Raw genomic sequence first — 19,811 nt, forward strand, 5'->3', positions numbered from 1 at the left:
TTCATCGTCACAAGACGTTGTCAGCGGTGCCCGCGATCGGGATCAATGGAGCGATGTCTCCGCGACCCGCGCCGCTCGTGTTCTTCGCGCTCGCCACGGCGACCCCGTTGACGATCGTCTCCGTCGCCGTGCCCGCCGCGTACGCCGGCGGTGGCCCGCTCGCCCTCCCGCTGCTCTTCGCCGGCCTCGGCCTGCTGCTGCTCATCGGCATCCCCGGGTACGCCCGCATGGCCCGCCGCCTGCCGCATGCCGGCGCCCTGTACTGCTTCATCGCCCGCGGCCTCGGGCGTCCGTTCGGCGTCGGGGCCGGATGGCTGGCGCTGCTGTCGTACAACGCTCTGCAGATCGGGCTCTACGGCGTGGTCGGCGCGGCCGCGGCGCCCCTGGTGCGCGCTCCCTGGTGGACGGTGGCGCTCGCGTGCTGGGCCCTGGTGGCGGTCTCCGGGCTCGTCCGCATCGAGGTCACGGCCTGGGTCCTGGCCGTGCTGGTGGTCGCCGAGATCGCGGTGATCTCCGGGTACGCCGTCGCGAACCTGCTCGACCCGCCCGGCGGGCGGCTGACCGCGGCGGCGCTGGATCCGGCGTACCTCGATGTCTCCCGGCCGGTGCTCGGCCTGCTGCTCGTCGCCGGGGCGCTCGCCTTCGTGGGCTTCGAGACGACGGCCGCCTACGGCGAGGAGGTCCGTCCGAGGCGCCGGGTCGGCCGGGCGGCCGCGCTCTCCGTGCTCGTGCTGACCCTGCTGTACGCCGGCGCGAGCTGGGCGATGACGGTCGCCGTCGGGCCGGACCGGATCGCCGCCCGCGCCGCCGCCCGCGGGCCCGAGCTCGTCTTCGACCTGGCCGCCGCGCGCTTCGTCCCGGCGGCCGTCACCGCCGGCCGGATCGTGCTGGTCACCGGGCTGCTCGCCGCCATGCTGGCGCTGCACCACACGGTCGTGCGCTACATCGTCGCGCTGGCCCGAGAGCGGGTGCTGCCCGCGGGACTGTCGCGGGTGCGCCCGGCGTCGCTCACCCAGAGCCTCACGGCGGGGCTCGTCATCGCGGGCGGCGTGCTGACCGGTCTGCAGGCCGTCGTGCCGCTCGGTCAGCGGCTGGCGCTCGGCGGCGGGCTCGGCGTCCTCCTGCTGATGACCGGGACGTCACTGGCCACATTGCTCTTCCTCAACCGCCGTCCGGAGGGGGAGGGGTTCCTGCGCCGGTTCGTGTCGCCCGGGGTGGCGACCGTCGGGTTCGGCGCGCTCAGCTATCTGGCGTACCAGCACTTCCGGGAGCTGATGATCGTGTCGGCTGCCGCGTTCGTGCTCGGGGTCGCGTACGCGATCGTCCTGCGCCTGTCTCGCCCGGTGGTCTACGCCGGCATCGGGCTCGGCGGCCGGGCGGTCGTGGTGACCCCGCCGGCCGTGCCGGTACCGCGTCCCCGGCTGCCCGGGGCGCATCGGCCGGAACGCGTCAATCGGCTGGCCGGTTGACCGGTTGCTCGTCGCCGAAGAACTCCTGGATCTGGGTGAGCGTCAGGTAGCCCTGCTGCTCGACCTCGCCCGGGTCCGCCGGCAGCGGCTTGCAGGTCACCTCCGGGTCGCGCGCCTGCTCGGGGAGCTCCGGCAGCGGCGGCACGGGAGGTAGCGCCCCCAGCCCGATGGCCTCGCGGATGACCTCGAACATGCCGGTCACCTCCCGGACCGCGAGCGGGAAGAGCTCCGCCGGCCGGCGGCCCGCCCCGGCCGGGGCCGCGCAGGTGAAGTTGGCGCGGACCTTGCCGCGTACCTTCCGGATGTCGGCGCTCGGCCGCAGATGGTCCAGATGGCCCTCGGCGACGATGCCGAGCTCGCATTCCGGTACGCCGGAGTCGCGCCACCAGCGTCCCCAGGCGGGATCGGCGTCCAGCGTCACGACCACGTGCTGCAGCGCCACCATGTACGCCTGCGGCACCCGGCCGTCGACCGTGATCGTTCCCATGTGCGGATGCAGCCAGCGCGGTGCGCGAGCCCAGGAGTCCATCACCGCATGGTGGCACCACAATTGCGCTCAGTCGGTGCATATCGGATGGCGCGTCGGGGGCTTTATCGAGCGCAGGCGGTGGCCGCGTCGAGCAGAACGGCCGCCACGGCCCGGGCGGTGGCGCCCGAATTGACCCCAGCCCGGCTCGCCGCCGTCCGTGAGCCGCTCACCGCGGCGGTCGCGCAGCGGGTACGCCGGGCCTGACGCCGGCTCTTTCGTGGTAACGCCCCGGCGTGGACGGCCCTCATCGGTTGCTCCACGCCGGAGCATATGGGGCGAATCCCACACGAAGGGCTACGCATGAGAAGACTTCTGGCGACCGCCGCCACGATCGGTCTGGTGCTGAGCGGCGCCGCCGCGGCCGCCGGCGCCCCGTCCGGCCGCAGCGCGGCACCCGACCGCGGTGCTGCCGGGTACGCCGCCATCGCCTGGGGCGCGTGCGAGAGCCCCGGCCTGCGCGCCCGCGGCGCCGACTGCGGGTACCTCAGCGTGCCGCTCGACCACGCCCACCCCGGCGGCAAGAAGATCAAGCTCGCGGTGTCGCGGGTACGGCACACCGTGCCCGACAGCAAGTACCAGGGCGTCATGCTGGTCAACCCCGGCGGTCCGGGCGGCTCGGGTCTGACCCTGTCGGTGCTCGGCGAGTTCGTGCCGGGCGACGCCGGGGCCGCGTACGACTGGATCGGCTTCGACCCGCGCGGGGTGGGGGAGAGCAAGCCCGCGCTCGCGTGCGACGGCGACTACCTCGGGTACGACCGGCCGCCGTACGTGCCGACCTCCGCCGCGATCGAGAAGGCGTGGCTCAAGCGGGCCAAGGGCTATGCCGCCGCCTGCGACCGGGCGGGCGGCACGCTCCTCGACCACCTGCGCACCACCGACACGGTCGCCGACATGGAGACCCTGCGGATCGCGCTCCGCGCCGAGCAGATCAACTTCTACGGCTTCTCGTACGGGACGTACCTCGGTCAGGTCTACGCGACCCTGCACCCGGAGCGCGTCCGCCGGATGGTGCTCGACGGGGTCGTGGACCCGTCCCGGGTCTGGTACGACGCCAACCTCGACCAGGACGTGGCGTTCGACCGCAACATCAAGATCTACTTCCGCTGGCTCGCGCGGCACCACGACGTGTACGGCCTCGGCTCCACCGGCAAGGCCGTCGAGCGGCTGTTCTACCGCGAGCAGGCGCGCCTGATCACCAAGCCGGCCGCGGGGGTGATCGGTCCGGCCGAGCTGAGCGACGTGTTCCTGCAGGCCGGCTACTACGTGTTCGGCTGGGAGGCGGTGGCCTCCGCGTTCGCCGCCTGGGTGCACGACCGCGACCCGGCGCCGCTGAAGTCGCTCTACGACCAGGGCAGCCCGCAGGAGGAGGGCGCCGACAACGGGTACGCCGTCTACCTCGCGGTGCAGTGCACGGACGTGCAGTGGCCGGCGTCCTGGCAGAAGTGGCGCGCGGACAACTGGCGGGTGCACGCCCTTGCGCCGTTCGAGACGTGGGGCAACGCCTGGTACAACGCGCCCTGCCTGACCTGGGGCTCGAAGGCCGGCAAGCCGGTCGCCGTGACCGGTGCGAAGGCGCCGCCGGTGCTGCTGATCAGCGAGACGCTGGACGCCGCGACGCCGTTCCCGGGCAGCCTCGAGGTGCGCAAACGGTTCCCGCGCTCGGTGCTGGTGGAGGGTGTCGGCGGCACGACCCACGCGGGCTCGCTCTTCGGCAACGCCTGCGTCGACGACACGATCGCCGCGTACCTCGCCACGGGCAAGCTGCCCAAGCGGGTGAAGGCGAACACCTCCGACAAGCGGTGCGAGCCGCTGCCGCAGCCCGACCCGTCGGCCCGGGCCGCCCGGATGGAGCGGTCGGGCTCGCTCGGCCGGCTGGAGCTTCAGGCGCTCGTCTCCACCCGGTGAGATCACGCGGCCTTCGTCACCTTGCGTGCCGGAGGCCGCGCCTACCGGGTAGGCTGACCGGCGCGAAGGGGAGTAGCTCCCAACGTCGTGGTCGACATGCTGATCCACCGGTGCCCGTGCGGTCCCGGCGATCCGGCCACGCGGCCCCGGTCCCGCCGGGGCGAGCGAGACCTTCGACTTGGCCATTTCCACGTGGCCGGGTCGAGGTCGCCCCGCGCCCGCGCCCCGGTCCGAGCACACCGGGAGTTGCACTTCCCCATGGACGGTTTCCTCGTCGCGACGGCGGTCAGCTTCGCCGTCATCTTCGTCGCCGAGCTGGGCGACAAGTCCCAGCTCATGGCGCTCACCTTCGCCACCCGGTTCAAGCCGGTGCCGGTGCTCATCGGCATCACCGTGGCCACCGCGGTCGTCCACCTGGTCTCCGTGGGCATCGGGTACGGCCTCGGCGCCACCCTGCCGACCGGCTGGATCTCCCTGGTCGCCGGCCTCGCCTTCCTGGCCTTCGGCGCGTGGACGCTGCGCGGCGACAAGCTCACCGACGACGAGAAGAGCAAGGCGGAGCGCTCCACCGGCTCGGCCATCCTCGCGGTCGGCGGCGCGTTCTTCCTGGCCGAGCTGGGCGACAAGACCATGCTCGCGACCATCACGCTGGCCACCACGTACGGCTGGTTCGGCACCTGGCTCGGCTCGACCGTGGGCATGGTCGCCGCCGACGCGCTCGCGATCCTCGTCGGCCGTCTGCTGGGCCGGCACCTCCCGGAGAAGATCATCAAGTACGGCGCGGCCGCGCTCTTCGCTATCTTCGGCATCTGGCTCCTCGTCGAGGCGCTGATCGAGCTGACCTGATCGTCCTGAGGAGGCGGGCGTGCCGCTGCAGTACCGTGCCGAGTTCGACGCCGTCGTGACGTTCCGCAACGGCGGCGGGCTGCAGACCCAGGGATTCCGCGTGGACGTCCCGCACTCCGACGTCACCGAGGCGGAGCTCGCGTCGCTGTTCGTCACGGCCTGCCGGCTGCTGATGGTCGACCGCGTCGAGCTGTCGGGCATCCGGGTCTTCGCCGAGCCCCACCTCGGCACCCCCGGCGGGCCGTCCGCGCCGCGGACCCGGTTCGTCGAGCTCAGCCACGTGATCGGCGCCGGGACGGTCACGTATCCGGGGCTGCCGGCGCCGGAGATCACGCCGCATCTGACCCGGGACGCGTCCCGCGACGTCTACGCGGAGGGCACCGAATTCGCGATCGACCGCATCTCCATGGTCGGCAACACCGGCACCTACCTCGACAGCCCGTTCCACCGGTACGCCGACGGCACGGACCTGGCCGGCCTGCCGCTGGAACGCCTCGTCGACCTCCCCGCGGTGGTGGTCCGGGCCGTGGGCGTACGCGGGGTCGGCGTGGACGCCCTCGAGCACCTGACCGTGGCGGGCCACGCGGTGCTCCTGCACACCGGTGGTGACGCGCACTGGGGCACCCCGGCGTACGCGGAGGACGCACCCTTCCTCACCGAGGCCGGCGCCCGCCGGCTGGTGGACCACGGGGCGGCGCTCGTCGGCATCGACGCCGTCAACATCGACGACGCCTCCCCGGCGGCGGGCGGCGCCCGGCCCGCGCACACCCGGCTGCTCGCGGCCGGCATCCCGATCGTCGAGCACCTGACCAACCTGGGCGACCTGCCGCCCACCGGTGCTCGCTTCACCGCCGCACCGCCCCGGGTCTCCGGCTTCGGCACCTTCCCGGTCCGGGCGTACGCGTCGGTGCCGGCGATCGAGCCGCACGACCACCGCCGCTCCGGTGGGTGGCTGCCCGCCGGGGAGGGGTGACCCGAGGGTGGTTTTCGCGCAAAGCGGCTCAGAACAGCCCCGAACCTGCCGATGATGCCCGTGTGAGCTTTGACTTCTCCTGGGCCGGGCAGCTCCGATGACCGACGTCGACGCGGCGCGCGTCGCCCCGGACCGGGCTCGCCGGCACGCGAACGGGGAGAAGCAGCCGGGGCTGAGCAACCCCACGGAGATCGGCGTGGCCCGCGCCGCCGCCCTGTTCGAGCGGGTGGACCCGGCCGCCGCGGCGCGGCACCTCGAGCCGATCCTGGCCGCCGACCCGCGGGCCGCGGCCGGCTGGATCCTCATGGCCCGCATCCGGCTGGTGCTCGACGAGGTCGACAAGGCGCTCGACGCGGCCAACCGGGCCATCGACCTCGCGGCCGAGGACCCGCGGCCGCTGGCCATCGCGAGCCGGGCCCTCACGCTGCTCGGACGGCACGAGGAGGCCGTCACGATGGCGTACCGGGCGGTCATCGCCGACCCGAAGAACCCGCTGTGGCACGACCGGGTCGCCTGGTCGCTGCTCGCCGCCGACCGCCAGTACGCCGACGCCGAGCAGGCCGCGCGTACCGCCGTCGGCCTCGACCCGAACGAGGCGCACTACTACTTCACCCACGGCGTCGCCCTGGACGCGCTCGGCCACTCGGACCAGGCCCGGCAGGCGTTCCTCAAGTCGCTGGCGCTGGAACCCGAGAACCCGGTCGCCCAGCACCGGCTCGCCGTGCTGAACGGCGAGGCCGTGAAGGGGCCGGAGAAGAAGAAGCGCGGCTGGAAGCTCTTCGGGCGCAAGGACAGCGCGGCTAGCGGGCCGGCGCGTCCCGAGGAATACCTGCCCTAGACCGCAGGACCAGCCAGACCAGCCAGCCCATCCCGATGATGAAGCCGAAGCTGATCAGCCGGTAGAGCACCACCGCGGCGACCGCGGAGCTGCTCGTCAGCCCGCCGGCCACCAGGCCGAGCACCAGCGCGCCGTCGACCACGCCGAGGCCGCCGGGCACGATGGGCACGCTGGCCGCCGCCATCCCCGCGCAGTACGCGATCACCAGCTGGGTCGGCCGGATGTCGTGCGCGCCCACGGCGATGCAGCACATCCACAGGCACAGCGCGTCGAGCAGCCAGTTCGCGACGGCCAGCAGCGACGCGTACGCGAAATGCCCCGGCCGGACCCGCACCGAGCGCAACTGGTCGACGAAGCCCACCAGGCGGGCGTGGCCGGTGTCGGCCGGCCGCCGCCGCACCCGGTTGACGCGGCTGAGCAGGACCCGCGCCGGGTTGATCAGCCATTCCGGGTGCTGCGCCAGGAACCGTACGGCCAGCGCCACCACCAGCGCCCCGCCCATGTACAGCACCAGCGTCCGCCAGCTGCCCGTGCTGCGCGTCAGGATGCCGAAGACCGCGCCGATCACGACCAGGGCGCCCGCCGACAGCACGCTGCTGAGCGCGATGCACCAGGACGCCACCGCCGAGGAAGCCCCGAAGCGGCGCATCTGCTGGAAGTTGAACGTGGTGGAGAAGACCGGGCCGCCGGGCAGGGTCACGCTCAGCGAGTGCGCCGCGTACGCCAGCGCGACATGCCGGCGCATCTTCACCTTCGTCCCGGCGCCGTGCATCAGCGCCCGCTGCATGCGCGCGTAGCTGCCCATGGAGGCGATCTCGGCGACCAGGGCGCCGGCGACCCAGTTCCAGGACGGCGTCCGCAGCTGCACGACCGCGTCGACCAGCGCCCGCCAGCCGATCAGCAGCTCGGTGAGCAGGATCAGCGCCACCACCGCGGCCACGACGGGTCCGCGGCGCCACCAGGGCGGGGCGGTCTCGGGCATCACCCGTGATCGTCGCACCCTCAGCGGGTGTACGCGACCAGATCCAGGTCCTTCAGCGCGGCGGGTTCCTTCGCCTGCAGGAGCAGCGTGAAGCCGGGGTCGAACAGGGACAGCCGGGCCCCGCCCTGCTGCACCGAGCGCACCAGCAGGTTGCCCTGCGCGTCGAAGACCGCCCCGATGACCGTGCCGGGCACCGGCAGGTCGACGACCTCGCCGGTCGAGGTGTCCAGCACCGCGTCGGCGGGCGCGCCGGTGTCCGCGGCGCCGGCCTGCTCCGTGCGTACGGTCACCAGGTCGCCGGTGGTGTCCACGCTGACCGGCCGGCAGGCCGCCGCGCCGCCGGTGTCCCCGGTGGCCGGCACCGGCGTGCCGGTCTGGGCGTTCACGCCGGCCACCTCGAGCCCGCACGAGGTGGTTGCGTACACGAGCGTGGTGCCGTCGCCGGACCACCGGAAGTGCTGCCCGTCGAGGCCGCTGGGCAGCGGGGTGAGCGCCCCGGTCGCCACGTCGAGCACGCCGGGGTCGGTGGTGTCGATGAGCAGCCGGTCGCCGTCCGGGGACCAGGCCGGCGCCTGCCGGTCGGAGGCGGTGCCCGCGTACACCTGCTGCGGCTCGCCGCCGCCGGTGCCCACCACCATGACCTGACCCTCGGTGACGTACGCGACCCGGGTGCCGTCGGGGGAGACGCCGACCGTGGAGAACGGAGCGGAGAGGACGGTCTCCGGCTCGCCGGCGCGGGTGAGGCGGACGAGGTCGCCCCGCGTGCCGGCGTCCTCGTAGAACACCTGTCCCGGCAGGGCGGACAGCGAGGTCGACCGGGGCTTCGACGACGGCGGCGCCGCGGGCCGGGTCCGGTGCGGACGGAAGGTCGCACGGCCCGGCTCACGCGACTGCACCGGCACGGATCCGGCGGCCGCGTCGGGCGCGCCGGCCGCACCCGGCGACGGGCTCAGCGGTGCGGCGGCGACTCCGCGGGCGGAGGAGTCATTCGACGACTGCGGCAACTGCCACAGCCCGCTGCCCAGCAGCCCGAGGGCGACCACGGCGGCGCCGGTCCCGACCGCGGCCTCCCGGCGGCCGATGCGCCGCGAGCGTCGCAGCGACCCTTCGTACAGGTCGATCGGGACGACCGAGTCGGCGAGGTCGCTCAGCGAGTCGTGCAGCGGGCCGGCGGCGGTCATCGCGAGCCCTCGGCGTCGGCCAGGGACCGCAGCTCCGGCACGAGGCCGCGGAGCCGGTCGAGCGCGCGCGAGCACTGTGTCTTCACGGTGCTCACCGAGACGCCGAGCATCTGGGCGGCCTCGGCCTCGGTGTGGTCCTCGAAGTAGCGCAGCACCACCACGGCGCGCTGCTTCGGGCTCAGCGACAGCAGGGCCCGGCGCAGCGCGACGCGGCGGACCGCCGCGTCGGCCGGATCGTCGGTGGCGCCGCCGTGCCGTTCGAGGTTCTCGCCGGGCAGCGCCTCGGCCACCTTCGGCCGCCGCCAGAAGGAGACCTGGGCGTGATACATGACCTTGCGGGCGTACGCCTCGGCGTGGTCCGGCCGCTCCAGCCGGGACCAGGCCCGATGGGTACGCGCCAGAGCCTCCTGCACGAGGTCCTCGGCGAGATGCTGGTCGCCGGTGAGCAGAAAGGCGGAGCGGAGCAGGGCGTGCGAGCGCTCACGGACGAAGGTCGCATAAGCGGCGTCGCGCGCGTCGAGCATTCCCCGTGTTCCGATCGGCGTGCGGAAAGAGTCGTGAGCGTACAGCGGCCGGTCAATCACCGCGTCAGCGCTCACCACGTCCACTTCTTCCCGTGCGTCCACATCGGTGCGGGGGCCGGTACCCCCCGTTTTCGGTACCGGCCCTCGCGGCGTACGCATGGGTAGACGCTGATCCGCCGGACGCCGGGTGACAGCACCTTCGGCTGATTCGATGACTGTCCGAACGGTCAGGGTGTCCCGGAACGGGAGATATCTGTTCATAGGCGACGGCCGGATCGACGGTACGCGCAGCTTCGCGCACGGGGCGCGGCAAATGCGGGAGGGACGCCGTCCAGCAATTGACAGTAGGTGATCTCGTCGGTACAACAAACGCACCTTCCCCCCCTTTGAGGAGCTGTGCCGTGGCAGAGCTGTACGCGCCTGCTGCCCAGGACACCGGCGTCAAGGCGCGCGTGCAGCGCTTCGGCGGCCATCTCGCCGGCATGGTGATGCCCAACATCGCCGCCTTCATCGCGTGGGGCCTGATCACGGCGCTCTTCTTCGAGAAGGGCTGGGCGCCGAACGAGAAGTTCGCCGCGCTCATCGATCCGATGTCGCACGTGCTGCTGCCGGTCCTCATCGGATACACGGGCGGCCGCATGGTGCACGGTCAGCGCGGCGCGGTCGTCGGTGCGGTCGCCACGATGGGCCTGGTGGTGGGCTCCGACTCGCCCATGTTCTTCGGTGCGATGATCGTGGGGCCGCTGACCGCGTACGTCCTCAAGCTCGTCGACGCCCGCACCGCCGACCGCATCCGGCCCGGCTTCGAGATGCTGGTCGACAACTTCTCCGCGGGCATCGTCGCCGCGCTTTCCGCGCTGGCCGGAGTGCTCGCGATCGGGCCGGTGATGCGCGTGTTCACCGAGGCGGCCGGCGACGGCGTGCGCTTCCTCGTCCAGCACCACCTGCTGCCGGCCGCGGCGGTGCTCATCGAGCCGGCCAAGGTGCTGTTCCTCAACAACGCCATCAACCACGGCGTGCTCGGCCCGCTGGGGATCGCCGAGTCGTCCGACAGCGGCAAGTCGATCCTGTTCATGCTGGAGACCAACCCCGGGCCCGGCTTCGGGATCCTGCTGGCGTACCTGCTGTTCGGGCCCCGGTCGCTGCGGCCCAGCGTGCCCGCGGCGATGGCGATCCAGTTCCTCGGCGGCATCCACGAGATCTACTTCCCGTACGTGCTGATGAAGCCGAGCATGGTCCTGGCGGCGATCTGCGGCGGCGGCGCCGGGATCCTGACGTTCATGGTGACCGGGGCCGGGCTGGTCGCCACGCCGTCGCCGGGCAGCATCTTCGCGTACCTGGCCGAGACCCCGCGCGGTGGTTACGCCGGTGTGCTCGCCGGGGTGGTGGTCGCCGCCGGGGTGTCCTTCGTGGTCGGTTCCCTCCTGCTCGGCTTCGGCCGGTTGGCCCGCGACGAGGAGGGCATGTGAGATGAGCAGCATCGACGGAGGGCAGATCCGCAAGCTGGTGGTCGCTTGCGACGCCGGCATGGGCAGCAGTGTCATGCTTGCCGGCCAGCTCCGCCGCGAGCTGCGCAAGACGTCCGTCACGGTCGAGCACCACCCGGTCGCGGCCATCCCGGCGGACGCCGACGTGGTGCTCTGCCAGGCGGGGCTGGCCGAGCGGGCCCGGGCCGGCGCGCCGGGCTCGGTGGTGGTCGGCTTCCGCATGTTCCTCGGCGACCCCGCCGTGGCCCGCGTCGTCGCCGCCGTCAAGCAGGGTGGCGTGGTCGTCGGCACCACGGGAGGCTGAGCGTGCTCGGCTCCATGCCGACGCAACACGTCGTCACGATGCTCGGCGCCTCGCCGCCGCAGCGCGCGGTCGGCGTGCTGCTGTCCATGCCCCGTGACCGCATCGACGCCCTGCTCGCCGCCATGGACGGCCGGCTGATCGCCAAGCTGCTCATCGCCGCCGATCCGGAGAAGCGGGCCGCGTTGCTCAGCCATCTGGACGACGCGCGGCTCGCCGCCGAGCTGGCGCTGCTGCCGCTCGTGGAGGCGGCCGCGGTGATGGCCGCCCTGCCGGCGGCGCGGGCCCGGCCGCAACTGGAGCGGGTCACCTCCGAGCACCTGGCGATGCTGCTCGACGCCATGCCCGGCCCGCAACGCAAGCGGCTGGTGGACGTGCTCGATCCGCTGCGCCTCCGCGACCTGCGCCGGGTGGCGTACGAGAAAAGGGTCATCGAATCGCTGCGCCGCACCGCCGCCGGTCTGCAGTGGGTGCCCGGGGACTGCGGCAGCAACCTGCTCGCGGGCGTCTTCCACCGGCTCTTCGGCGTCTCACTGTGCTATGTGGACTCCGGTCCGTTGCAATCGGCCGCCGTGATCGCCGCGCAGGAGGTCTTCGCCGCGCAGCAGGTGCACGGGTTGCTCATCGTCACCAACGCCGTGCCCAGCGTGCAGGCCGTGACACTCGTGACCGATCCCCGGTACGAAGGGACACCCGCGCTGGTGGTCACCTGGGATCCCGACGACAATGACGGCGTGCTGGGACGTGCGCTCGTGAGGCTGGCCGGATGACGACGAACGTGCGGCCCGTGCTCGAGGTGCGCGGGATCAGGCTGCACGAGACGGCCGCCGACCGGGAATCCGCCGTGCATCGCTGCGCCGACGTGCTGGAGGAGATCGAGGCGGTGCACCCCACGTACCGCGAGGCGATGCTCGACCGGGAATGGGCCATGTCCACGTACATCGGTGCGGGCGTGGCCATCCCGCACGGCCTCGACAAGTCGCGGGCCCTGGTGCGCCGCGACTCGCTCGCCCTGCTGCGCTTCCCCGAGGGAGTCGACTGGGACGGCTCTCCGGTGACGGTCTGCGTGGCCGTCGCCGCCCGCGGGGACGGCCACGTCGCGCTGCTCGCGGCGCTCGCGCAGATCCTCCTCGACCCCGAGCGCGCCCGGGAGCTGCGCGAGGCCACCGACCCGGAGGCCATCGTGGCCATGCTGGCGCGGGAGGACCTGTGATCCGCTCGGTCCTGCTGGCCGGACGGGCCGGCCTGCACCTGCGCGCCGCCTCCCGGATCGCGGTCGCCGCGGCGCTGGCACCGGCGGCGGTCACCGTACGGACCATGGACCGGCCCGCGGTCCCGGCGGACAGCGTGCTCGCCCTGCTCAGCCTCGGCGCGCTCTGCGGGACCGAACTCATCCTCGAGGCGCACGGCCCGGGCGCGGCGGAGTCGCTCGACACCCTTGCCGGGCTCTTCGCCACCGACCTGGACGTCGCCGGTGCCTGACCTGCTGCGCGGGCTCGGCGCCAGCGCCGGTGCGGCCACCGGCCCCGCGTACCGCCTGGCCGACCCGCCGCGGCTGCCCGCCCCGCGCCCGGTGACCGACCCGGACGCCGAGGTGGACCGGGCGTACGCCGCCATCGACGCGGTCTGCCGGGACATCAGCCGCCGGGCGGCCGCCACCGCGGACGAGACGGCCGCGGAGATCCTGCGCGTGCAGGCCGTGCTCGCCGGTGACCGGACGCTGCGCGACGGGGTGGCGGCGGCCGTACGCGCGGGCCACGAGGCGCCGCACGCGGTGGCGGCCGTCCTGGCCGAGCACCGGGCCGCCCTGCTCGCGGCCGGCGGTCTGCTCGCCGCCCGCGCCGCCGACCTCGACGACCTGCGCGACCGGGTCGTCGCACACTGCCTCGGGCTGCCCATGCCGGCGCTGCCCGAGCCCGGCTGCCCGTTCGTGCTGATCGCCGTCGACCTCGCCCCCGCCGACGCCGCGCTGCTCGACCCGTCCCGGGTGCTGGCCGTCGTCACGTCGGCCGGCAGCTTCGTCAGCCACACCGCGATCCTCGCCCGCGCGCGCGGCGTCCCGACGGTCGTGGCCTGCGGCGGAGCGCTGGAGATCGCCGACGGCACGGTGGTCACCGTCGACGGCACGGCCGGCCGGGTCACCGTCGGCCGCACCGTGGCCGCCCCGGCCGGCGAACCGCCGCCGGCGCCGCCGGAGGAGCCCGCCGACCTGCGCGGTCGTACGGCCGACGGCCACCACGTCGCCCTGCTGGCCAACATCGGCGGTGCGGCCGAGCTCGCCGGGGCCGCCGTCGAGGGAGTCGGCCTCTTCCGCACCGAACTGCTGTTCCAGCACCACATCGACCCACCCGCCACGGCCGAACAGATCGACGCGTACGCCCAGGTCTTCGCGGCCATGCCGGGCCGGCAGGTGATCGTGCGCACGCTCGACGCGGGCGCCGACAAGCCGCTGCCGTTCCTGCGCGAGCGCGACGAACCCAACCCGGCCCTCGGCATCCGCGGCCTGCGCGTGGCCCGCCGCCGCGCCGACATCCTGCGCACCCAGATCGCCGCGATCGCCACGGCCGCCCGCCAATCGACGGCCCGCGTGGCCGTCATGGCCCCGATGGTCACGACCGTCTCCGAGGCGGCCCAGTTCACGGCCCTGTGCCGCGACGCCGGCCTGCCCACCGTCGGCGTGATGATCGAGGTCCCGGCCGCGGCGGTCCGCGCCGCCGAGATCCTCCAGGTCGTCGACTTCCTCAGCGTCGGCACCAACGACCTCAGCCAGTACGCCTTCGCCGCGGACCGCCGCAGCGGCGAACTCGCCGACCTGCTGGACCCGTGGCAACCGGCCCTGCTGTCGCTGATCGCCCTGTGCGCCGCGGCCGGGTCGGCGGTGGGCCGCCCGGTGGGAGTGTGCGGGGAGGCGGCGGCCGACCCGGCCTTCGCCGTGGTGCTGGCCGGCCTCGGCGTCACCAGCCTGTCCATGTCGCCACCGGCGGTCCCGGCGGTGCGGGCGGCGCTCGCGGCCCACACCCTCGACGAGTGCCGCGCGGCGGCCCAGCGAGCCCTCGCGGCCGCCGACCCCGCGGCGGCCCGCGCCGCCGTCACCCGGATCTGAGAGATCCTGCCCGGCTTTGCAAACCGAACGCCAGAGGGTGCGCAGATCGAACATCCAAGGTATTGCAAATCGAAAGCCAAGGCCCGCGCAAATCGAAAGCGGCGAGTTATCATGACGTGTGTCCGCTTCGCACTTGGTCCCGCGTCGTGCCGCGGCGCAGCTGAACGCCGCACTGGCTGACACCCGCGTGGTGCTGGTCAGCGGAGCCCGCCAGGCCGGCAAGAGCACGCTGGTCCGCATCGTCGCCGCAGACCGGCTTGCCGAGCGCCGCGACCTCGACCGCGCCCAGGACCGGGCCGCCGCGCTCGCCGATCCCGTCGGCTTCGTCGACTCCCCCGGGCTGATGGTGATCGACGAGATTCAGCGCGATCCGGAGCTGCTCCTGGCCATCAAGGCCGCGGTCGACGAGGACCCACGGCCCGGCCGGTATCTGTTCACCGGTTCATCGCGGCTGTTCGGCATGGTGGCCGCTCCGGACGCGCTGCCCGGCCGGATGGAGACGGTCGAGCTCTGGCCGTTCTCCCAGGGGGAGCTCGACGGTGAACCAGACGGTTTCATCGACGCCGTCTTCGCCTCGGGGCCCGAGCTCCGGCACGAGTCGACCGAGACCCGTGCCGGATACGCGGCCAGAATCGTCCGTGGTGGTCTGCCTGAGGCGACGACCCGCGAAGACCCGCGCCGACGCCAGCGGTTCCTCGATGCGTACGTCCAGGCGCTCATCGACCGTGATGTCCGGCAGTTGTCCGACATTCAACACAAGGGTGAGATACGCAAGCTGGTGCGCCTGCTCGCTGCGAGAGCCGGGACCATCATCGCCGCCAACTCGCTCGAGTCGGCGCTCGGCTTGAGCCGGCCGACGATCAGCCGTTACCTCCGGGCGTTGGAAGAAATCTTCCTGGTGAAGCGGATCCCTGGCTGGTCCCGCAACCTCGGGACCAGAACCACCGCCGCTGCGAAGCTGATCTTCGTCGACTCCGGTATCGCCGCCAACGAGCTGGCCACCGACGCCCGGGCGTTGCTGCGGCCGGGCGCACCCTTCGGTCCACTGCTCGAGTCCTTCGTCGTGTCCGAGCTCGCCCGTCAACTCACCTGGTCCGAGCAGTTGGTCGACCTTTCCCACTACCGGGACCAGGGCCGGTACGAGGTCGACGCGGTGCTCGAGAACAGGTCCGGCCAGGTCGTCGGTATCGAGGTGAAAGCGGCCACGACCGTCGGCCCCGACGACTTCCGTGGCCTGCGGCGTCTCGCCGGTCGCCTTGGAGACGACTTCGTCATTGGCATCGTCCTCTACACCGGAACCTCCACACTGTCGTTCGGCGACAGACTGCGCGCCATGCCGGTCAGCGCGCTGTGGCAAGTCGCGGCGCCCTGAGCGGCCGGTGCCGCGATGGCCCTGGTCTGAGGGGCGGGCGTTCTGGGTAAGGGTCGCGGATGGGTGGTTATGGCTGGCAGGTCGCGCTCGTCGTGGTCCTGGTTCTGCTCAATGCGGTGTTCGCCGGCAGCGAGATGGCGCTCGTGTCGCTGCGGGAGAGTCAGTTGCAGCGGTTGGAGCGGGAGTCGCGGACCGGTGTGCGGCTGGCGCGGCTCGCGCGGGATCCGAACCGGTTCCTGGCCACCATCCAGATCGGCATCACGCTCGCCGGCTTTCTCGCTTCCGCGGCCGCGGCCGTGTCGCTGGCTCAGCCGCTGGTCGGGCCGCTGGGTTTTCTCGGCGGTGCCGCCGGGCCGGCCGCGATCGTGCTGGTCACCGTCGTGCTGACGTTCTTCACGCTGGTCGTGGGGGAGTTGGCGCCGAAGCGGGTGGCGATGCAGCGGGCCGAGGGGTGGGCGCTGGCCGTGGCCCGGCCGCTGGATGTGCTCGCCGGGCTCACCCGGCCCGCGGTGTGGCTGCTCGGCAAGGCGACCGACCTGGTCGTACGTCTCGCCGGAGGTGACCCGGAGGCCGGCCGGGAGGAGGTGAGCAGCGAGGAGATCCGCGACATGGTCGCGGTGCAGGACAACTTCTCCGCCGAGCAGCGCACGATCATCAGCGGCGCCTTCGAGATCGCGGATCGGACGGTACGCGAGATCTTCGTGCCCCGGCGCGACGTGTTCACGCTGCCGGCCGTGCTGCGGGCGGACGAGGCGTTGCGGAGGCTGGTCGAGGCGGGGCACTCGCGGGCGCCGGTCACCGGCCCGCTGGGGCTCGACGACGTGCTCGGCGTCGTGCACCTGCGGGACCTCGTCGACGCCGAGGGGCCGGTCATCGGGGTCGTCTTCCAGCCGCTGTACCTGCCCGGCACCCTGAAGGTCTCCGACGCCATGCGGCAGATGCGCCAGCAGCGCGGGCAGTTCGCGCTGATCGTCGACGAGCACGGCTCGGTCGGCGGCATCGCGACCATGGAGGATCTGGTCGAGGAGGTCGTCGGGGAGATCTACGACGAGACCGACCGGGACGTCCGCGCGGTCGTGCACGAGGACGACGGCGCGATGCTGCTGCCGGGCACGTTCCCGATCCACGACCTGCCCGACATCGGGGTGGACGTCGAGGCGGCCGAGGGCGGCTTCACCACGGTGGCCGGGCTGGTGCTGTCCCTGCTGGGGCACATACCGACCGAGACCGGCGAGACCGTCACGCTCGACGGGCACACGGCCGAGGTCGCCGAGGTCACCGGCCGGGCGATCACCGCCGTACGGCTGCGCCCGCTCCCAGCATCCACTCAGCCGGACTTGTTAGCTTCTGCCCGACCTGACAGTCCTTCGTAGGGAGAGTTGTGGGCCTCAAGAGGATGCTGGGCGCCTTCGGTGTGGGCGGCCCGAGTGTCGACACGGTGCTGACGGATCCGGACGCGCGGCCGGGCATGCCGCTGGCCGGGTCGGTGAACCTGACGGGCGGCAGCCACGACGTCGAGATCGAGCACATCACCCTGGCCCTGGTGACGCGCGTGGAGGTCGAGGGCGGCAGCGGCGAGTACGGCGCCACCGGCGAGTTCTTCCGTGTCACGGTCAGTGGTCCGATGCGCCTCGGCGAGGGGCAGCAGACATCCGTGCCGTTCCAGATCGTGCTGCCGTGGGAGACGCCGATCACCACGGTGTACGGCCAGCACCTGCGCGGGATGACGATGGGCGTGCGTACCGAGGTGGCGATCGCCAAGGCCGTCGACAAGGGCGACCTCGACCCGGTGTCCGTGCACCCGCTGCCGATCCAGGAGCGCATCCTGGAGGCGTTCGCCCGGCTGGGCTTCCAGTTCAAGAACGCCGACCTGGAGTACGGGCAGATCGCCGGCGTGCACCAGACGCTGCCGTTCTTCCAGGAGATCGAGTACTACCCGCCGGCCCAGTACGCGCACGGCATCAACGAGGTCGAGCTGACCTTCGTGGCGAACCCGCACACCGTCGAGGTGGTGCTGGAGTTCGACAAGCGCGGCGGCATGTTCAGCGGCGGCCACGACTCGTACGGCCGCTACACCGTCCCGCACGCCGACGCGGACACCACCGACTGGGCCCGGGTCGTCGACGGCTGGGTGCGCGAGGCTCTGACCCACTACCAGAGTGCGCCGGCCTACGGCCACGGCCACGGGTACGGCCATGGCGGGCACGGCGGTGTCGGCATGGGTGGCATGGTGGCGGGCGTCGCCGGCGGCATGGCCGCGGGTTTCGTCGCCGGCGAGGTCATCGACGAGGTGTTCGACGAGTTCGAGGGCGAGGACTGAGACTCGCCTTCAGTCCGGTTGTGGGTGGCGGTGGGGTGGTCGGATGGGCTACTTCAGCCCCTCACGGGCGCGGGCCTCGCTGGCGGCCAGCGCGTCCGTGAGGGTACGGGCGGTGTCGATCAGCGGCACGTGGCTGAACGCCTGCGGGAAGTTGCCCACGAGCCGCTGCTCCCCGGTGTCGTACTCCTCGGAGAGCAGGCCGACGTCGTTGCGCAGGGCGAGCAGGCGTTCGAACACCTCGCGCGCCTCCTCGTGCCGTCCCATCAGCGCGTAGTTGTCGGCCAGCCAGAACGTGCACGCCAGGAACGCGCCCTCACCCGGCGGCAGGCCGTCCACATCGGTGGCCGGGTGCTGGGTGTAGCGCTGCACGAAGCCGTCCTTCAGCAACTCCCGCTCGATCGCTTCCACCGTGCCCACCACCCGTTCGTCGGTCGCCGGGAGGAAGCCGACCAGCGGCACCATGAGCAGGGCAGCGTCCAGCTCCTCCGAGCCGTAGAACTGGGTGAAGGTGCGACGCTCCTTGTCGTACCCCTTGGCGAGGATGTCGTCGCGGATGTCGTCGCGTAGCTTGCGCCACCGCTGGAGCGGGCCGTCGAGGCCGAAGTCCTCGACCGCTTTGACCGCGCGGTCGGCGGCCACCCACGCCATCAGCTTGGAGTGCACGAAGTGCTGGGGCTCGCCGCGCACCTCCCAGATGCCCTCGTCCGGCTCGGTCCAGTGCTGCTCGACGAACTCCATCAGCTTGACCTGCAGGCCCCAGGCGTTGTCGTTCGTCCGCAGGCCCGCCCGCCGGTCCTGGTGCAGCGCGTCCATGACTTCGCCGTAGACGTCGAGCTGGAACTGCTCGGCGGCGGCGTTGCCGATCCGTACGGGGTTTCCGTCGTAGCCGCTCAGCCAGTCGGCGATGTACTCGTCGAGGCGGCGCTCGCCGGCCACGCCGTACATGATCTGCAGTTCGGAGGGGTCTCCGGCGATGGCCCGCAGCAGCCACTTGCGCCACGCCTTCGCCTCGCTCTGGAAGCCGGAGTAGAGCAGCGACTGCAGGGTGATGGTGGCGTCGCGCAGCCAGCAGAAGCGGTAGTCCCAGTTGCGGACGCCGCCGAGCTTCTCCGGCAGGGAGGTGGTGGCCGCGGCGACGATGCCGCCGGTCGGCGCGTACGTGAGGGCCTTGAGCGTCAGCAGCGACCGCACCACGGCGTCGCGCCACTCGCCCTCGTACGTGCACGCGGAGACCCAGCCCCGCCAGTAGCCCTCGGTGGCGCCGAGCTCGTGCAGGGCGTCGATCGGCTCCGGCGGCGGCAGGTGCGACGGGCGCCAGGTGAGGACGAAGGGCGTACGGTCGCCGGCCGACACGGTGAAGTCCGCGCGGGTGGACATGTTCTCGCCCCGGGTCTCCACGGGTGTGCGCAGCCACGCCGCGTCCGGCCCGGCCACGGCCACCAGGTCGCCGTTCTCCCGGTACACCCACGGGACGACGTGGCCGTAGTCGAAGCGCAGCCGCAGGTTCATGCGCATCGGCACCTCGCCGCGTACGCCCTCGACGACGCGCACCACGTCGGGTGCCTCCCCGCGCGGGGGCATGAAGTCGATGAGCCGCACGACCCCGTCGGCGGTCTCGAACTCGGTCTCCAGCACCAGCGTGTCGTCGCGGTAGCGGCGGCGCACGGCGGCCGGCTCGGCGGCCGGGGCGATCGTCCAGTGCCCGTTGTCCTCGGTGCCGAGCAGCGCCGCGAAGATCGCGCCCGAGTCGAACCTCGGCACGCACAGCCAGTCGATCGATCCGTTCCGCCCGACCAGCGCCGCGGTCTGCGTGTCGGCGATGATCGCGTACTCCTCGATGGGCAGCGCCATGACCTGCTTACATACCCGCGCCGCGGCCGACTGTCACATCGGGCTTCGCCGCATCGTCCTAGTGGTGACCGGGCCCGCGAGTAGCGTCGGGCGGGCCTAGGTCGACCTCGACGGAAGAACCTCGATGCCC

Annotated in this window: 19 protein-coding genes; 14 read left to right on the forward strand and 5 right to left on the reverse strand. The window is 72.7% G+C overall.

The genetic code is table 11. The annotated features are described in order from the left end of the window. Positions 1 to 53 precede the first annotated feature (53 nt). Complete coding sequence (locus AB0K03_RS10880) at positions 54 to 1,469, forward strand: APC family permease (RefSeq protein WP_364682983.1); 1,416 nt, start codon at positions 54 to 56, stop codon at positions 1,467 to 1,469. Here AB0K03_RS10880 and AB0K03_RS10885 read toward each other — a convergent pair. Next, a complete protein-coding gene (locus AB0K03_RS10885; RefSeq protein WP_364682985.1) occupies positions 1,450 to 1,998 on the reverse strand; it encodes a hypothetical protein in 549 nt (182 codons plus the stop codon). The genes AB0K03_RS10880 and AB0K03_RS10885 overlap by 20 nt on opposite strands. 300 nt (positions 1,999 to 2,298) lie before the next feature. Here AB0K03_RS10885 and AB0K03_RS10890 point away from each other — a divergent pair, with 300 nt between their 5' ends. The 4 genes from AB0K03_RS10890 (at position 2,299) to AB0K03_RS10905 (ending at position 6,560) form a co-directional block, all read left to right on the forward strand. Further along, positions 2,299 to 3,903 carry an alpha/beta hydrolase gene (locus tag AB0K03_RS10890; RefSeq protein ID WP_364682987.1) on the forward strand — a complete coding sequence of 535 codons (1,605 nt, stop codon included), beginning with the start codon at positions 2,299 to 2,301 and terminating at the stop codon, positions 3,901 to 3,903. A 258-nt stretch (positions 3,904 to 4,161) separates the two neighbouring features. Beyond that, a complete protein-coding gene (locus tag AB0K03_RS10895) occupies positions 4,162 to 4,749 on the forward strand; it encodes a TMEM165/GDT1 family protein (protein WP_364682989.1) in 588 nt (195 codons plus the stop codon). Between the two features lie 19 nt (positions 4,750 to 4,768). Further along, positions 4,769 to 5,722, forward strand: coding sequence for a cyclase family protein (locus tag AB0K03_RS10900; RefSeq protein ID WP_364682991.1), 954 nt, complete (start codon positions 4,769 to 4,771; stop codon positions 5,720 to 5,722). A gap of 97 nt (positions 5,723 to 5,819) precedes the next feature. After that, positions 5,820 to 6,560 carry a tetratricopeptide repeat protein gene (locus AB0K03_RS10905; RefSeq protein ID WP_364682992.1) on the forward strand — a complete coding sequence of 247 codons (741 nt, stop codon included), beginning with the start codon at positions 5,820 to 5,822 and terminating at the stop codon, positions 6,558 to 6,560. Here AB0K03_RS10905 and AB0K03_RS10910 read toward each other — a convergent pair. The 3 genes from AB0K03_RS10910 to AB0K03_RS10920 are packed head-to-tail and all read right to left on the reverse strand — an operon-like array spanning position 6,523 to position 9,247. Next, positions 6,523 to 7,542, reverse strand: a complete 1,020-nt coding sequence (locus tag AB0K03_RS10910) for a lysylphosphatidylglycerol synthase transmembrane domain-containing protein (RefSeq protein ID WP_364682994.1) — start codon at positions 7,540 to 7,542, stop codon at positions 6,523 to 6,525. The two genes, AB0K03_RS10905 and AB0K03_RS10910, sit on opposite strands and share 38 nt — an antisense overlap. Positions 7,543 to 7,562: 20 nt before the next feature. Beyond that, complete coding sequence (locus AB0K03_RS10915; protein ID WP_364682996.1) at positions 7,563 to 8,723, reverse strand: hypothetical protein; 1,161 nt, start codon at positions 8,721 to 8,723, stop codon at positions 7,563 to 7,565. Continuing rightward, positions 8,720 to 9,247 carry a SigE family RNA polymerase sigma factor gene (locus AB0K03_RS10920; RefSeq protein ID WP_364682998.1) on the reverse strand — a complete coding sequence of 176 codons (528 nt, stop codon included), beginning with the start codon at positions 9,245 to 9,247 and terminating at the stop codon, positions 8,720 to 8,722. The genes AB0K03_RS10915 and AB0K03_RS10920 overlap by 4 nt, the downstream gene beginning before the upstream one ends. A 482-nt stretch (positions 9,248 to 9,729) precedes the next feature. On the opposite strand from AB0K03_RS10920, the gene AB0K03_RS10925 reads away from it, so the two are divergent. From AB0K03_RS10925 to AB0K03_RS10965, 9 genes are all read left to right on the forward strand, one after another. Continuing rightward, positions 9,730 to 10,716 carry a PTS mannitol transporter subunit IICB gene (locus AB0K03_RS10925; RefSeq protein WP_364683077.1) on the forward strand — a complete coding sequence of 329 codons (987 nt, stop codon included), beginning with the start codon at positions 9,730 to 9,732 and terminating at the stop codon, positions 10,714 to 10,716. 1 nt (position 10,717) lies between these two features. Further along, positions 10,718 to 11,038, forward strand: coding sequence for a PTS lactose transporter subunit IIB (locus tag AB0K03_RS10930; RefSeq protein ID WP_364683000.1), 321 nt, complete (start codon positions 10,718 to 10,720; stop codon positions 11,036 to 11,038). A 14-nt stretch (positions 11,039 to 11,052) separates the two neighbouring features. Further along, the gene (locus tag AB0K03_RS10935; RefSeq protein WP_364683001.1) at positions 11,053 to 11,805 is read left to right on the forward strand and encodes a magnesium transporter MgtE N-terminal domain-containing protein; all 753 of its coding nucleotides are present in this window, start codon (positions 11,053 to 11,055) and stop codon (positions 11,803 to 11,805) included. Further along, positions 11,802 to 12,248: a PTS sugar transporter subunit IIA gene (locus AB0K03_RS10940; RefSeq protein WP_364683003.1), complete on the forward strand. Its 447-nt coding sequence runs from the start codon at positions 11,802 to 11,804 to the stop codon at positions 12,246 to 12,248. The genes AB0K03_RS10935 and AB0K03_RS10940 overlap by 4 nt, the downstream gene beginning before the upstream one ends. Beyond that, entirely contained in the window at positions 12,245 to 12,517 is a 273-nt protein-coding gene (locus AB0K03_RS10945; RefSeq protein WP_364683005.1) for an HPr family phosphocarrier protein, read from the forward strand. Before AB0K03_RS10940 ends, AB0K03_RS10945 begins: the two co-directional genes overlap by 4 nt. Beyond that, positions 12,510 to 14,138 carry a phosphoenolpyruvate--protein phosphotransferase gene (gene ptsP, locus AB0K03_RS10950; RefSeq protein ID WP_364683007.1) on the forward strand — a complete coding sequence of 543 codons (1,629 nt, stop codon included), beginning with the start codon at positions 12,510 to 12,512 and terminating at the stop codon, positions 14,136 to 14,138. The genes AB0K03_RS10945 and ptsP overlap by 8 nt, the downstream gene beginning before the upstream one ends. 118 nt (positions 14,139 to 14,256) lie before the next feature. Beyond that, positions 14,257 to 15,510 (forward strand): ATP-binding protein, encoded by a 1,254-nt coding sequence (locus AB0K03_RS10955; RefSeq protein WP_364683009.1) that lies wholly within the window; start codon positions 14,257 to 14,259, stop codon positions 15,508 to 15,510. 59 nt (positions 15,511 to 15,569) lie between these two features. Continuing rightward, positions 15,570 to 16,883: a hemolysin family protein gene (locus AB0K03_RS10960; protein WP_364683010.1), complete on the forward strand. Its 1,314-nt coding sequence runs from the start codon at positions 15,570 to 15,572 to the stop codon at positions 16,881 to 16,883. Positions 16,884 to 16,891: 8 nt separating this feature from the next. Next, positions 16,892 to 17,830, forward strand: a complete 939-nt coding sequence (locus AB0K03_RS10965) for a sporulation protein (RefSeq protein WP_364683012.1) — start codon at positions 16,892 to 16,894, stop codon at positions 17,828 to 17,830. 48 nt (positions 17,831 to 17,878) lie between these two features. Here AB0K03_RS10965 and AB0K03_RS10970 read toward each other — a convergent pair whose 3' ends face one another. After that, the gene (locus AB0K03_RS10970) at positions 17,879 to 19,681 is read right to left on the reverse strand and encodes a glycoside hydrolase family 15 protein (RefSeq protein ID WP_364683013.1); all 1,803 of its coding nucleotides are present in this window, start codon (positions 19,679 to 19,681) and stop codon (positions 17,879 to 17,881) included. Between the last annotated feature and the right edge of the window lie 130 nt (positions 19,682 to 19,811).

The organism is Actinoplanes sp. NPDC049316 (genome assembly GCF_040677315.1).
Classification (GTDB): domain Bacteria; phylum Actinomycetota; class Actinomycetes; order Mycobacteriales; family Micromonosporaceae; genus Actinoplanes.